Annotated in this window: 11 protein-coding genes, 1 tRNA gene and 1 pseudogene; 6 read left to right on the forward strand and 7 right to left on the reverse strand. The window is 63.5% G+C overall.

All coding sequences use genetic code 11. The features are described 5' to 3' along the window. Both NKJ78_RS15980 and NKJ78_RS15985 read left to right on the forward strand, forming a co-directional pair. Complete coding sequence (locus NKJ78_RS15980) at positions 1–1,068, forward strand: ABC transporter ATP-binding protein (RefSeq protein WP_352460297.1); 1,068 nt, start codon at positions 1–3, stop codon at positions 1,066–1,068. Between the two features lie 48 nt (positions 1,069–1,116). Further along, a complete protein-coding gene (locus tag NKJ78_RS15985; RefSeq protein WP_023737942.1) occupies positions 1,117–1,998 on the forward strand; it encodes a MurR/RpiR family transcriptional regulator in 882 nt (293 codons plus the stop codon). 117 nt (positions 1,999–2,115) lie between these two features. Here the strand turns inward: NKJ78_RS15985 and NKJ78_RS15990 are convergent. Both NKJ78_RS15990 and NKJ78_RS15995 read right to left on the reverse strand, forming a co-directional pair. Continuing rightward, positions 2,116–2,416: pseudogene (locus tag NKJ78_RS15990) on the reverse strand (DUF167 family protein). Between the two features lie 13 nt (positions 2,417–2,429). Continuing rightward, a complete protein-coding gene (locus NKJ78_RS15995; protein WP_023668602.1) occupies positions 2,430–2,720 on the reverse strand; it encodes a YggT family protein in 291 nt (96 codons plus the stop codon). A gap of 148 nt (positions 2,721–2,868) precedes the next feature. Between NKJ78_RS15995 and NKJ78_RS16000 the strand changes: the two genes are divergently transcribed. Then, positions 2,869–2,944, forward strand: a tRNA-Ala gene (locus tag NKJ78_RS16000). A 47-nt stretch (positions 2,945–2,991) separates the two neighbouring features. On the opposite strand, the gene NKJ78_RS16005 is transcribed toward NKJ78_RS16000, so the two are convergent. Beyond that, complete coding sequence (locus tag NKJ78_RS16005) at positions 2,992–4,953, reverse strand: acyltransferase family protein (RefSeq protein ID WP_084014270.1); 1,962 nt, start codon at positions 4,951–4,953, stop codon at positions 2,992–2,994. Between the two features lie 102 nt (positions 4,954–5,055). Beyond that, positions 5,056–5,664, reverse strand: a complete 609-nt coding sequence (locus tag NKJ78_RS16010) for a TetR/AcrR family transcriptional regulator (protein WP_023737945.1) — start codon at positions 5,662–5,664, stop codon at positions 5,056–5,058. 107 nt (positions 5,665–5,771) lie between these two features. On the opposite strand from NKJ78_RS16010, the gene NKJ78_RS16015 reads away from it, so the two are divergent. The 3 genes from NKJ78_RS16015 (at position 5,772) to NKJ78_RS16025 (ending at position 10,374) form a co-directional block, all read left to right on the forward strand. Next, on the forward strand, positions 5,772–6,458 hold the full coding sequence (locus tag NKJ78_RS16015; RefSeq protein ID WP_023737946.1) for a PspA/IM30 family protein: 687 nt from the start codon (positions 5,772–5,774) through the stop codon (positions 6,456–6,458). Positions 6,459–6,569: 111 nt separating this feature from the next. Further along, positions 6,570–6,857 carry a YiaA/YiaB family inner membrane protein gene (locus NKJ78_RS16020; protein WP_023668598.1) on the forward strand — a complete coding sequence of 96 codons (288 nt, stop codon included), beginning with the start codon at positions 6,570–6,572 and terminating at the stop codon, positions 6,855–6,857. A 91-nt stretch (positions 6,858–6,948) separates the two neighbouring features. Further along, the gene (locus NKJ78_RS16025) at positions 6,949–10,374 is read left to right on the forward strand and encodes an acyl-[ACP]--phospholipid O-acyltransferase (RefSeq protein ID WP_023737947.1); all 3,426 of its coding nucleotides are present in this window, start codon (positions 6,949–6,951) and stop codon (positions 10,372–10,374) included. Positions 10,375–10,422: 48 nt separating this feature from the next. Here the strand turns inward: NKJ78_RS16025 and NKJ78_RS16030 are convergent, their stop codons facing one another. The 3 genes from NKJ78_RS16030 to NKJ78_RS16040 form a co-directional block, all read right to left on the reverse strand. Continuing rightward, the gene (locus NKJ78_RS16030) at positions 10,423–11,634 is read right to left on the reverse strand and encodes a hypothetical protein (RefSeq protein WP_023730197.1); all 1,212 of its coding nucleotides are present in this window, start codon (positions 11,632–11,634) and stop codon (positions 10,423–10,425) included. Positions 11,635–11,683: 49 nt separating this feature from the next. Beyond that, a complete protein-coding gene (locus tag NKJ78_RS16035; protein WP_027050529.1) occupies positions 11,684–12,634 on the reverse strand; it encodes a hypothetical protein in 951 nt (316 codons plus the stop codon). Positions 12,635–12,762: 128 nt separating this feature from the next. Next, positions 12,763–14,544 (reverse strand): ABC transporter ATP-binding protein, encoded by a 1,782-nt coding sequence (locus tag NKJ78_RS16040; RefSeq protein WP_023698727.1) that lies wholly within the window; start codon positions 14,542–14,544, stop codon positions 12,763–12,765. Between the last annotated feature and the right edge of the window lie 153 nt (positions 14,545–14,697).

The following is a 14,697-nucleotide window of genomic DNA, read 5'->3' on the forward strand; positions in this document are numbered from 1 at the left end:
ATGACCGATGTCGAGTTCCGCGACCTGTCGAAATCTTTCGGACGCCATAAGATCCTCGAAAACATCAGCCTCGACATCAAGAGCGGCGAGTTCGTCGTGCTGGTCGGCCCTTCCGGCTGCGGCAAGTCGACCTTGCTGCGCATGCTGGCCGGGCTGGAGCCGATCACCTCAGGCGACCTCTTGATCGGCGGCGTGCGCGCCAACGATTTGCCGCCGCAACAGCGTAACATCGCGATGGTCTTCCAGTCCTATGCTCTGTTTCCGCACCTGAAAGCGGCCGACAATATCGGCTTTGGTCCCAAGATTCGCGGCGAAAGCCGCACGGCAATCGACGACAAGGTGAAAAAGGCGTCCGGCGTCCTCAACCTGTTCTCCTATCTCGACCGCTATCCCCGGGAACTGTCGGGCGGCCAGCGCCAGCGCGTCGCCATGGGCCGCGCCATCGTGCGCGAACCCTCGGTGTTCCTGTTCGACGAGCCGCTCAGCAATCTCGACGCGCAATTGCGCGTGCAGATGCGCACCGAGATCAAGGCGCTGCACCAGCGGCTGAAATCGACCATCGTCTACGTCACCCACGACCAGATCGAGGCCATGACCATGGCCGACCGCATCGTGGTGATGGACCGCGGCAAGATCCAGCAGGTCGGCGCACCGCTGGAACTCTACGACCGTCCCGCCAACAAATTCGTCGCCTCCTTCATCGGCTCGCCGTCGATGAGTTTTGTCTCCGGCGCCCTGAAGACGACGCCCGAGAAAAGCTGGTTCGAATCGGCCGGCGGAGGGCGACTGTCGCTCGGCAGCAAGACGGTGCCGGCTGGCAGCACGGTCGAGGCCGGCATACGGCCCGAACACTTCGTCATCGGCGAGGCTGTCGACGCGATGGCGATCAAGGTCGATGTCGTCGAGCCGACCGGCTCGGAAACCCATGTCTATGGCGCCATCGGCGCTGACACGGTGCGCGCCGTATTCCGCGACCGGGTTCAGGTCAAGCCGGGTGAACTGCTGCCGGTCTCGGTAGCGCCGGGCAACATCCATCTGTTCGACACGGCGACAGGCCTGCCGCTATGAGCGCCGGCATGAAAACGAAAATACCACGATGAAGACGACAACCCAGAAATGAAAACGCCGGCCGACATCATCACGCGCCTGCAGCTGATGTCGCAGGACGGCACCAAATCGGACCGCCGCCTGGCCGGTCTCGTGCTCACCGATCTCGACTTTGCCTCCAAGGCGGCAATCTCGGAAATTGCCGCGCGCGTCGGCGTCAGCGAGCCGACAGTCACCCGTTTCTGCCGCAATCTCGGCTGCGAGGGTCTGCGCGATTTCAAATTCTACCTGGCGCAGGCGATCGCCATTGGCGGCCAGTATCTATCGCCCGAACCGCTGAACCGGGACGCGCGCGAGCAGCGCATTGCGTCGGCCATCACCGAAGCGGCAATCGCCGCCATCCAGCGCGCCAGCGAAAACCTCGACATGAAGACGCTGGTGGGCGTGGCCGCGCGCATCGTCAGTTCGGGCAATGTGCTGTGCATCGGCTCCGGCGGCATTTCCTCGATGATGGCGACCGAGATGCAGAACCGGCTGTTTAGGCTGGGCGTGCCGGTGCTGGCGCAGATCGACGGGCAGTTGCAGCGCATGTATGCCGCGGTCGCTACGTCGGAGACGACGTTGATCGCGTTCTCGGTGTCCGGCTATGCTCGCTCGGTGATCGACGCCGTGCAGGTTGCCCAGCAATATGGCGCCACCACAATCGCCATCACCCCGCCGGAGTCAGCGCTCGCCAAGGCCGCCGACACTGTCGTCCAGTTCCAGTCGCTGGAGGACGGCAACATCTACAAGCCGACCTCGTCGCGCTATGCTCTGCTGTCGATCATCGACATGATCGTCACCTCCGTGGCCGAAACGCGCGGACCCAGGGTTCTCGAAAACCTGCGCCGCATCAAGCAGAGCGTGAACACGCTGAAGGTCGACGATCCGAAGTTGCCGCTGGGGGATTGAGAGTGGGGCGGAAACTGCCAATCTCCCCCCTCGTGGGGGAGATGTCCGGCAGGACAGAGGGGGGCGCTGTTCCGCCGACAGATCAAGGGGCTGCATGCCGCAACGCTGGATCTTCGATCAGCCGCTGAGCGCCCCGATACGCTGCGCCAGCACCGCCGGATCACCCCCGACAATGCACGGTCTTCAGCCGCGCCGTGCCGCCTGCAATGACCGACACGACCGATGCCGGAACGCCCAGCGCCTTGGCCACCAGCCGTTCCAGCGCCGCATTGGCCCGGCACGGCGCGCACGCGCGCCTTCAAATGGCTGCGCCCGCCGACGGAGGTTCGACGGCTTCGAGCCTGTCCACCGAAGACTTGGGTGTCAGCCGGATAAACAGGTCGATGCCGTCGGCGCGCAAGCGGAATGGCGCGCTCATGCCATCGTCAGGCTCACAGGACCAGCGGCGCTATCGTGGTGAGAATGAGCTGCCTGAGAAAGAACAGGAGCAGAAGCAGGATGATCGGCGAAATGTCGACGCCGCCGAGGTCGGGCATGAACCGACGGATCGGCCGCAGCGCCGGCTCGGTCAGCCGGTAGAGCATGTTGCCGATGCTGCCGACAAATTGATTGCGCGAGTTGACGACGTTGAACGCATAGAGCCAGGAAAAGATCGCCGAGGCGATGATGACCCACCAGTACAGGTCCAGCGCCATGACGATTGTTTGAATGAGGGCGAGCATGCCGGTCTCCGATTGTTGCCGACATGTAGCCATTGCGCGCCAAACCGGCAAGGGCCGGTCGCCTATAAGCACCGGGCACAAGGGATTTCGGCAAAACCCCGCCTTGACAGGAAACCGCCGCCTTCGATAAATGCGCCATCCGCTGGACGGGGCTGTAGCTCAGCTGGGAGAGCGCGTCGTTCGCAATGACGAGGTCAGGAGTTCGATCCTCCTCAGCTCCACCAGCGGAATTTTCCTGCCTGTCGACACATCTAAGTTCCGAGACGTCTCGTCAAAGCCCCGCCTTCGCTGCGAGATAGGGCGCCAGGGCAAGCGAGTAGCTGGCGGTCAGATGATGACTGTCCCGCCAGACGATGATGTTGCCGACAACTGCCGGGCATAGTTGCGGCCCGCAAATGGCATCGAGCATATCGATGGCGCGCACATTTTTCTGTCCTTCCGCGGCCAGCGCCAACACGTTGCTCCGCTCAATATCGCTCAGTTTGGTGACGCATTTCGTTGGGGTCGAACTCAGGCATTCGCCCGGGTCGAATTTCATATAGGGCGTGTTGCGGATGGCAACGATTTGCGAGCCGGCGTCCGTCAGCCCGCCCCAGAGACTTCGCAGCCCCTCGATCATCACGTCTTGCTGAACCGCTCCGTAATTGGACTGGCTGGTGAAGATCAGATCCGGTTTCAGCTTTAGGATCTCGGCCAGCACCTTTTCGTGCCACTGCGCGCATAAGACGTTGGGTTTGCCATCCGCCGTGATGGCCACGCGGGTGAATGGGCAGGCGGATTTTGTAAAGGTAACCAGTTTGAAGTTGCGGTCCTTTGCGATCTTGTCCAGTGCCGGCACCCACTGGGCTGCATGAGAATCTCCCACCAGAACCATTGTTTTCGCACCCGTGGGATCGCCTAGAGAGCATCGTTTGGGCTCCGAGCTTTCCTCCTGGTGGCACTTCCTTGCATACACGACCGGCACGTCCCGCCTCAGCCGGGCCAGCGGCGGCAGAAGGTTCACACCGTCCGGGACCACGGCGCCGGAGACGAGAGCGGCGGGCCCAGGGTAGGAAGGCGTGCCGATCAGCGCGGTGTCGATGCGTTCGGTCTTCAGAAAGAGCAGCAGGCTGCCGGATGCGGCCACGCATGTGAGAACCGCCGCGGTGCCGTATCCCAGCGGCTTCCACCAGGCGCCGCCCCGAGCTTGCCGGTAGCGCTGCTCAACATATCGATAGGACAGATCCGATAGAAGCAGGGTCGCCGCAATCAGGCCGAAACCGCCGGCAAGGGTCAGCGAATGACCCTGCGCCTGGAAGATGGTGATCAGCGGCCAATGCCATAGATAGACCGAGTAGGAGCGATCGCCGATGAAACGAAGTGGCAACGAATCGAGCCCACGAAACCGGCCGACTTCAACCTCGCCAGCCAGGATGACCAGCACTGTGGCCAAGGTCGGCAACAACGCACTGACGCCGGGAAATGGAGTTGCAGCGGAAAACAGCAAGGCGGACGCAACGATGCCCAGGATGCCGGCGATCGCCAGCCACTGTCTAGTGAGTGCCGCCAGTCGAAACTGGTGTTCGGTCAGCACCAGCAGACCACCCAGCGCCAATTCCCACAGGCGGGTATGGCTGACGAAATAGGCCTGGGCCGGATCCGTCGCCGTCAAAACGACGGAGGCAACAAGTGATGCCGCGAAAATGAGCGACAACGCCCCGATCAAGCAGGCCCTCAGCGGAAGGTCACGGCGGCGCGCCAGCCAGATCACGCCGATCATCACCAACGGCCAGGCGATGTAGAACTGCTCTTCGATGGAAAGCGACCAGTAGTGTTGCACCGGGCTCGGCAAGGTGTCGGCCTCGAGATAGCTGACCGCAATCGAGGCCAGCCGCCAGTTCTCGACATAAAGAGCGCTCGCCACGATCTGGTTGCCCATTTCCTCCCAGCGCGCCTTTGAGATGAAAAGCAGCGTGCCCAGCAATGCCACCAGCAGCACCAGGGTTGCTGCCGGCAACAACCGTCGCACCCGTCGCGAGTAGAATTCGATCAGTGAAATCCGGCCGCCGCGCAGCGCCATCTGCGCCAGCAGGCCCGTGATCAGATAGCCAGAGATGACGAAAAAGACGTCGACGCCGACATATCCGCCAGGCAGCACATCCGGCCATATGTGATAGACCACGACAAGCGCGACCGCCAAGCCGCGCAGCCCCTGTATTTCGGGTCGAAACCGACGGTTCTGATCGATTGTCACCGGATATCCCCAACAGTCTCAGCCGGCCTGGATCAACCGGCAGTCCGCGCCACGATCTTCATAAGGGCAGAGTGCCGTGAGGCAAGAGCCGATCGCAGCAGTTCATTCCCTTTCCGTCTCCAGTCCGCTCACCAGCGTGTCGACGAAACCCAGCAGCTCACTTTCGAGGTCGGTGGACGCCAGGCCAATGAAACGGTCTTCGAGCGAGATGGCGACGATCCCATGCACGGCGGAGAACAGCGTGCGCGCGCGGGCCAAAAGCTCCGGCGTTGCCGCCGCCGGGAGCAGCTGGGCCAGCGGCTCAACCAGATGCTGGACCAGCACCGCATGTTCGGCCAGATGCCATTCGGGCACCGCCACGCCTGGCGCCATACGGTGCTCGAACAGCGCCTTCCACGCCATGCGGTTGTCGCGGGCGAAGCCGAGATAGGCCTTGGCCAGCGCCTTCAGCCTTGCCCTAGGCTCGGCGACGCCGGTCGCCTCTTGCTGCAGGGCCGCCCCCAGCCTGGCCAATGTGATCGAATTGACGTGCAGGATGAGCTCGTCCAGGTCGGCGAAGGCGGTGTAGAGCGCGCCCAGCGCGCAGCCGGCATCGGCCGTGATGTCGCGCGCACGCAGACCGGCGAGCCCCGAGGACTGGATGCGCGCTTGCGCGGCCTCGATCAGCCTGCCTTTGAGGTCCTCGCGTTTGGCGTCCCGTTTTGCGGTCATTAACCTTCTCTTATGCGCAATCATGAACACCGTTCATTTTCTCCTTGAACGCCGTTCACAATGTGCTACTTTGCCTCATGAACAACGTTCATAGAGGAGAAACGGAAATGTTGAAACAGTTTTTTGCTCTCGTTCGCGGCCGAAGCTACGAAGCCGCCGAGGCGGTCGTCGACCGCAACGCGCTGATAATCCTGCGCCAGCAGATCCGCGATTGCGCCGACGCTATCGCGGCCGCCCGCCGGGCGGTTGCAATTGCCATCGCCCAGAACGAACAGGAAGTCGCGCAGTACAAGAAGCTTGTCCTCCGCATCGACGATTTGGAGAAGCGCACGATCGCCGCGATCGAGCAGGGACAGAATGAACTGGCCCGCGAAGCCGCCGAAACCATCGCCATGCTGGAAGCCGAACGCGACGCCTCCGCCGAGGCGCAGAAAAGCTTCGGCACCGAGATTGAGCGTCTCAAGCGGATTATCCGCGTCTCCGAAATGCGCCTGCGCGAATTGCAGCGCGGCCAGCGCATCGTTGCCGCGGTCGACTCGACCCAGCGCCTGCGAGAAAGCGCGCCCGGCTCCAGCCTGTCGGCGCTCAGGGACGCCGAGGAGACGCTGCTGCGCCTGCGCACCAGGCAAAAGCAGATGGACGACACCGCGGCCGCCATGGCCGAGATGGAACAGTCGGGCGATCCTGCCGCGGTCTCAGAGAAGCTTGCGGCCGCCGGCTGCGGTGCGCCGCTGAGAAGCAGCGCCGACGCCGTGCTCGAACGGCTCACGAAGACCATGACCAAGCCGGCCTGATCGTACCCGGCCTGATTGTTATCCAGTCTGATTGTATCCAGCCTGATTGTATCCAGCCTGAAACAGACCCACGCCCAACCAACCTAACCTTGAAACGAAAGGACCATATCGATGACCCCGAACACCTATTCCCCCAAGGACTCAAGCGCCTGGAAGACCTTCACCATGGCCAGTTTCGCCGTTGCCGCCACAATGATGGCCGGCGGCATCTACTTCATGGAGGCGAGCTTCGCCGCCAAGGGGTTTTATGCCATGGCCGCCATCATGCTCGTGCACACCTCGATCACCATCACCAAGACACTGCGCGACTCGGAAGAGGCAAGCCGCTTCATCAACCGGCTGGAAGACGCCAAGACCGAGAAGTTGCTGATGGAAGTCAGCCGCAGTAACGAAGTGTAACCGGGTTCCCGCTAAACAAGGCTCAACGCGCAAGACCGCTGATCAATCCAGTCAGGATTTTCACCGGTCTTGCCCAATGGAAGTCGCCGCTATGGAAATCGCCCCGATCAATCGTCCCACAGCTCATCTGATGACATCCAGGCGCTTTGCGCCCTTGTTCTGGACGCAGTTCCTGTCCGCCTTCAACGATAATTTCCTCAAGAACACGCTGGTGTTCCTTATTCTGTTCACGCTGGCGGCGGACCAGGCGGCATCACTGGTCACCTTGGCGGGCGCCGTCTTCATGGCTCCCTTCCTGCTCTTGTCGGCGCTCGGCGGCGAGCTCGCCGACCGCTTCGACAAGGCTCTCATAGCCAAGCGTCTGAAATTCGCCGAGATCGCCGCGGCGGGTGTCTCCGTCGTCGGCATCGCCCTGTCGTCCATTCCCGTGCTGATGACGGCGCTGTTGATGTTCGGCATCATCTCGGCGCTGTTCGGACCGATCAAATACGGAATCCTGCCCGATCACCTCGAACGCAAGGAACTGCCCAAGGCCAACGCCTGGATCGAGTCAGCCACGTTTGCCGCGATTCTCGGCGGCACCATAGCCGGCGGCGTCGTTTCCGCCGATGGTATCGGCGTCGCGGTGTTCGGACCGATCATGATGGCGCTCGCCGTCGGTTGCTGGCTCGTCAGCCGCTATATCCCGTCCACCGGTTCGGCGGCGCCCGACCTTGTCATCGACAAGAACATCTTCCGCTCGACCTGGCGCCAGGTCACCGAATTGCGCACCGACACGCGCATCTGGCGCGCCGGCCTGATGACGTCTTGGTTCTGGCTGATCGGCGCCATCGTGCTCTCGCTCCTGCCGGTCCTGATCAAGGATTCGCTCGGCGGCAACGAAATGGCCGTCACCGTCTACCTCGCCGTGTTCGCCGTCTCGATCGCCATCGGTTCGGCCATCGCCGCCTGGATGTCGCAGGGCCGCATCGTGCTGTTGCCGGCACCGGTCGGCACGGCGCTGCTCGCCCTGTTCGGCCTGCATCTCGCCTGGACCATCTCCGGCATGACGCCGTCGCCCCAGGCGGAAACCCTTGGCGCATTCTTCGCCGGCCCAAACACGATCCGCGTCGCCATCGACCTCGCCGGCATGGCCATTGCAGCCGCTTTCCTGGTGGTGCCGACCTTCGCCGCCGTGCAGGCCTGGTCGCCCGAAGCGCGGCGCGCCCGGGTCGTCGCCGCCGTCAGTATCGTCAATGCCGGTTTCATGACTGGCGGCGGCATCATCATGGCCCTGATCCAGACGAAGGTCTCGACCGGCGGCATCCTGTTCGGCCTCGTCGCGGCCAATGCGATTGCCGCCTGGCTGATGCTGAAATATTTGCCGACGAACCCCTTCCGTGACTTCGTCTCCATCCTGTTCCGCGCTTTCCTGCGCCTCGAAGTCGAGGGTATGGAAAACCTCAAGGCGGCCGGCAAGGCGCCGATCCTGGCGCTCAACCATGTCAGCTTCCTCGACGGTCCGCTCGCCTTGACGCTGACCGATGAGGAGCCGGTCTTCGCCATCGACTACACCATTGCCCAGGCCTGGTGGATGAAGCCGTTCATGAAACTTGCCCGCGCTTTGCCGCTCAACCCGGCCAAGCCGATGTCGACCCGCACGCTGATCAAGATCGTGCAGGGCGGCGATCCGCTGGTGATCTTCCCGGAGGGACGCATCACGGTGACCGGCGGCCTGATGAAGGTCTATGACGGCGCCGCCATGGTTGCCGACAAGACCGGCTCGATGGTTGTGCCGGTGCGCATCGACGGGCTGGAGAAGACCTACTTCTCGCGGTTGAGCTCGCAGCATGTGCGCCGCCGCCTGTTCCCGAAGGTCAAAGTGACCATTCTGGAACCGGTCAAGCTCGAGGTGCCGCAAGAGCTGAAGGGCCGCAAGCGCCGCGCCGCGGCGGGTTCCGCGCTCTACCAGGTGATGTCGGATCTCGTTTTCCGCACCCAGGACATCGACAAGACCGTACTGGAAAAGATCATCGAGACGGCGAACGAACGCGGCATGAATCAGCTCGCAGTTCAGGATCCGATCACCGGTTCTCTCAGCTACAGCAAGCTGCTCACGGCTGCCGCCGTGCTTGGTGAGAAGTTCCAGAACCTTTATGCCGACCAGCAGACGCTGGGCATCATGCTGCCCAACGCCAACGGCTCTTGCGCGACGCTGCTCGGCGTCATGTCCGCCGGCAAGGTTCCGGCGATGATGAACTTCACCGCAGGTGCTGCCAATATTCTGTCCGCCTGCAAGGCCGCCGAAGTCCGCACCGTGCTGACGTCCCGCGCGTTCGTCGAACAGGCAAAGCTCGGCGCTGTAGTCGAGGAACTCGGTCGCTCGGTCGACATCGTGTGGCTCGACGATCTCAGAAAGACCATCAGTCTCAAGGATAAGCTGCTCGGCTTGCTGCGCAAGTCGACGCCGCGCGCGAAACGCAAGCCCGGCGATGCGGCGGTGATCTTGTTCACCTCGGGTTCGGAAGGCACGCCGAAGGGCGTCGTTCTGACCCACCGCAACATCCTGGCCAACGCCGCCCAGGCGGCGTCGCGTATCGACTTCCATTCGGGCGACAAGGTGTTCAACGTGCTGCCGATCTTCCACTCCTTCGGCATGACCGCGGGCACGGTGCTGCCGTTGATCTCCGGCGTGCCGGTCTATTTCTACCCCTCGCCGCTGCACTACCGCCTCGTGCCGGAACTGATCTACGGCTCGAACGCGACGATCATCTTCGGCACCGACACCTTCCTCTCCGGCTATGCCCGCACCGCGCACCCCTACGACTTCCGCTCGATACGCTATTGTTTTGCCGGCGCGGAGCCGGTCAAGACAGCGACGCGCATGACCTATATGGAGAAGTTCGGCGTCCGCATACTCGAGGGCTATGGCGTCACCGAGACGGCGCCGGTGATCTCCATCAACACGCCGATGTACAATCGCTCTGGAACCGTCGGCAAGATCATGCCCGGCATGGAATACCGCCTCGATCCGGTCCCCGGCGTCGACGAAGGCGGCCGGCTGTTCGTGCGCGGCCCCAATGTCATGGCCGGTTATCTCCGGGCCGAGAAGCCCGGCGTGCTCGAACCGCTGGAGGACGGCTGGCATGATACGGGCGACGTCGTCGCTATCGACGAAGGCGGCTTCATCACCATTCGCGGCCGCGCCAAGCGCTTCGCCAAGATCGGCGGCGAGATGATCTCGCTCGCCGCTGTCGAAGCGCTGGCCGGCGAATTGTGGAAGGGCTCGCTGTCGGCGGTCGCCACGGTGCCCGACGCGCGCAAGGGCGAAAAGCTGATCCTCATCACTGAGGCATCCGGCGCCACACGAGCGGAATTCCTCGCCTACGCCAAGGCCAACGGCGCCATGGACCTGATGGTCCCGGCCGAAGTGCGGGTGGTCTCAAAGGTACCGGTCCTTGGCTCCGGCAAGCTCGACTTCGCCGCCGTGACAAAAATGGTGCGCGACGAAGAGGCCTTGAAGACCAAGGCCGCCTGACCCGGCTACGGCAACGGGCCGACGCAAGAGCCGGCCCGTTCAGTATGATCAACCCTTCGCATGCCGCTGCGAGATCAGCATCGCCATGCGCTGGACTGCCCGCAGCTCCATTTCCACGCCCGGCGACGATGCCAGCGCCGGCATGTTGAGCGCCACCACGGTCAACGGCTCGAGCGTCGCCAGCAGCACATGGGTCGCCTCAAATTTCTCGAACAGCCAGGCCAGCTGCTCGCGTATATCCTGGTCGACTGGCGCCCCCGGCTGCGTATCGGCGAGCGAGCGCACGGGCTCCTGCTCTAGTGCACGGGCCAGCACCTTCAGGTCGAAATCACCGAGGTCGGCTGCCGGCAGGATCAGCGCACCGTCGACAAGAATATGGCTCTGCAGGCCGCGCAGGAAGCGCGCCGAATCGGTGAGGTCGCCCTCGGCCATATGCTTCAGCAACGAGTCGCGGCGCTTCTCCGCGGTGAGGCTGACGCTGTCATTGTAGATGACTGCCAGCAGCGTCGCCGACAGCACGATCACCACGCCCTGCACACTGCCGCGCCAGCCGAGATCGTCGATGCCGCCCAGCGCCAGCCCGGCGAAAACCGAGCTCAGCGTAATCACGGTAAAGGCGCCGATCGTGTCGCGATGGCCGAGGCTCGCGCGTCCAAGGCCGATCGTCAGCCAACACAGGAACAGGATGGCGATGCCGCCAAGCCGAACCGGCACTTCGAACAGGCCGGGCCGGTAGTCGGTGACCATGAACGGAATGATCAACAGCAGCGACAGCGCCATGCGCTCGACCGTGCGGTTTTCGGCCGCCGACAGGCTGTCGCGATCGCGCGTCATCACCAGCCAGCCGATGGCGAGAAAACCTCCGAACTGGAAGGCAAGTAGTACCGCCATCCGCCATGGCTCGGCAAAGCGTTCCGGGATCGGCGCCAGCAGTAGAAACAGCAGGGCGCCGCCGGCGGCAAAGAACTTTAGCGCAAACGGCGCATGCCGGCGCAACAGCCCCTCGGTCAGCAGCAGTGCGGCCAGCGGCAGCAGGCCCGCCGCCGCGATGGTGACGAAGCGGAAGAGTGCGAGGCCGGTAGTCCAGTCGAGGATGCGGCAGGCGAGCAGAACCGTCAGCACCCGCAAACCGAACAGAAAACGCCGCGACAGCGGATCGCCGGTGTCGCGCCCGCCGACGACCGATATCACGATCAGCAGCCCGAACAGCGCCGCCAGCGAGGTGATGGTGTCGGCCACGAGCGTGTCGTCGAGGTTCATCGGTCAGCGCCCATCAGCTCACACCCAGGCATCATCACGGATGAAGCCATCAGCGTGTCCATGGTCTCAGCACATTCCATTGGCGGCTGCTATCCGCCCAGTGTACCACCGGCAAAACCAGCCGCTGCAGCGTGGCCGCCGCACCTGCTACCGCAAGGGCGGCAAGCGAGCCGCGCGGAACCGCGTCGGCGAGATAGGTGCGCGCCGACTGAAAGCTCATCTGTCCGATCTGCAGCACATCATCGCCGCGCGTGTAGTCGAGTTCCTTGCGGCAGAACTCGTTAAAGGTCTCGACGCGGTGCTTGGCCGCCTCGTCGAAGGTCTTCTTCAGATCGTCCGAGCCGCCCGTATAGGCGTTGGTGATGACGAAGCGCTCTTCGTCGAAACCAGCTTCGGGGCCGACACCGAAGACATGGCGATGGCGCGCCATGATCTGCCGCGCCAGAAGCACATGGGTAAGCGAGCGGCGCGCGCCGGCATGCGGTCCTGGGAACACATTGCTGAACGCCTCCGCGACCATGCCGACGACAGCGGGTACCTGGGTGACATTGGAAATCCAGATCGGCCGCAGTTGATTGCGCAAAAACATCAGGAAGCAGGTCAGGCCGTAGAGGATCCAGCTCAGCCCGCGGCTGCGCTCGTCGGGATCGATCATGACCAGACCGAGGTGCAAGACTTCATAGGGCTTGCCGGCGAGCGATATCTCCATCAGCGCCAGCGAGTTGAAGGCGATCGGCTGCCGGTCGCTGCGCCGGTAGACAATGGTGATGATGGAATGTTCCAGCCGGCTGCGGTCGCCGGAAAACACGCCATAGGTCAGGCTGCCGAACTTCAGTGTCTTGGACGCTACCAGCCGCAGATCGCTGCTCAGCTGCTCCAGTTCGGCAGCCTTCATCCAGCGCCCGGGCCGCTCCACGACGCGCGTCTCGTAGTCGGCGGATACGCGCATGCGCACATCCATGAACCGACCCGGCAGCAGCTGCAGAACCGCCTTGAGCACTATTTTTCCCCTTGGCAAGAACTCCGACCGTATAGTGGCCGCCGTCCACCTAAGACGCGGTAAACCCGAGACGGCAGTTCTTGGTTGTACTCAACAAAGTAAAAGAACAGCTGCCAGCCAGTGCGGGCTCAGCTTTCCGCAGCAACCAGATGGCCGCCGCCGACATCGTTCAGCGCCAGCTTCAGCGGCGCCTCCCCGATCCTGCGGGTGGCGCTCGGGATTTCCTGGTCGAGGCGCGCGAAGCGCGTTCTGCGCTGCGCCGGATCGGGCACCGGCACGGCGTCGATCAGCCGCCTGGTGTAGGGATGGCGCGGGTTGGAAAACACCTGGTCGCGCGTGCCCATCTCGACGATCTGGCCGAGATACATGACGGCAACGCGGTCGGAAATGTTCTCGACCACCGCCATGTCGTGCGAGATGAAGAGATAGGCGACGCCGAATTCGCGCTGCAATTCCTTCAGCAAATCGAGCACACGCGCCTGCACCGAGACGTCGAGCGCGGAGACGCTTTCGTCAGCGATGATCAGTTTTGGTCGTAGCGCCAGCGCTCGGGCGATGCAGACGCGCTGGCGCTGGCCACCGGAGAATTCGTGCGGGTAAAGCTCCATCTGGTCGGCCGACAGGCCGACGCGCTCGAACAGCGCCCCCACCCGTTCGCGGCGCTCGTCCTTGGAGGCGATGCCATGGATCACCAGCGGCTCGGCGACGAGCTCGCCGACGCGCATGCGCGGATCGAGCGAAGCGAAGGGATCCTGGAAAATCATCTGGACGTCACGGCGCACCGCCTTGCGCTCGTCGCGGCCAAGACCGGAGAGATTGCGCCCGCCAATGACGATGTCGCCGCTATACGGCGCCAGTCCGGCCAGCGCCTTGGCGGTCGTCGACTTGCCGCAGCCGGATTCGCCGACCAGAGCAAGCGTTTCGTTGGGCGCGATCGAGAAGCTGACGCCCTCGACGGCGTGGACGCGGCGGGTGACCCGGCCAAAGATGCCGCCACGCAGATCGAAGCGGACATGCAGGTCGTTGACCTCGGCGACATTGGCCGGTTTCAAGACGTCAATCGCATCCCTGGATTTCTGTCGACCGACACCACTGCCGATGCGCGGCACGGCAGCCAGCAGTTCGCGCGTATAGTCGGCCTGCGGGCGGGCAAAAATATCCGATGTCGTGCCTTCTTCGACCATGCGGCCGTCGCGCATGACGATGACCCGGTCGGCCATTTCGGCAACCACGCCCATATCGTGGGTGATCAGGATGACGCTGGTGCCATGCTGGCGCTGCAGGTCGCGCAACAGCTCCAGCACTTCGCCTTGCACGGTGACGTCGAGCGCCGTCGTCGGCTCATCGGCGATCAGCACGTCGGGCTCGAGCGCCAGCGCCATGGCGATCATCACCCGCTGGCGCATGCCGCCGGAGAGTTCGTGCGGAAACTGCTTTAGCCGGCTTTCCGCCTCCGAAATGCGCACCGCCTTCAACGCCTCGATCGCGCGCTGGCGGGCTTGCGCCGACGACAGGCTGGTATGCGCTTCGATGGATTCGGTCAGTTGCCGGCCGATCGACAGCACCGGATTGAGCGAGGTCATCGGCTCCTGGAAGATCATGGCGATGCGGTCGCCGCGAATGCGCCGCATCTGGCGTTCGTCGAGGGTTGCTAGGTCGGTGTCGCCCCGATTCCCATCCCGAAGACGGATCATGCCTGACGATATGCGCGCGGCCGGCTGCGGCAAAAGCTGCATGATCGCCAGCGCGGTCATCGACTTGCCGGAGCCGGATTCGCCGGCAATGCAAAGCGTCTCACCGCGCGCCAGCGTCAGCGACAGGTTGGAGACTACATTGCGCTCGCCGTCCTCGCCGCGCACGCTGACGGAGAGGTTGGCGATGGAGAGGACGGGGGTGTCGGCGAGGGTCATTGTGGGTGGAGCCCTGCGACGGATTGGTTCCGTCGCACCATTCGCACAAACCTTGGCGCTGCCCCCCACCCGGACCTCCGGTCCGACCTCCCCACAAGGGGGAGGTAGGGTGGCAGCGCTTTACCCTCCCCCTTGTGGGGAGGGTCGCTGCGA

Source organism: Mesorhizobium sp. M0037 (assembly GCF_040323635.1).
GTDB lineage: Bacteria > Pseudomonadota > Alphaproteobacteria > Rhizobiales > Rhizobiaceae > Mesorhizobium.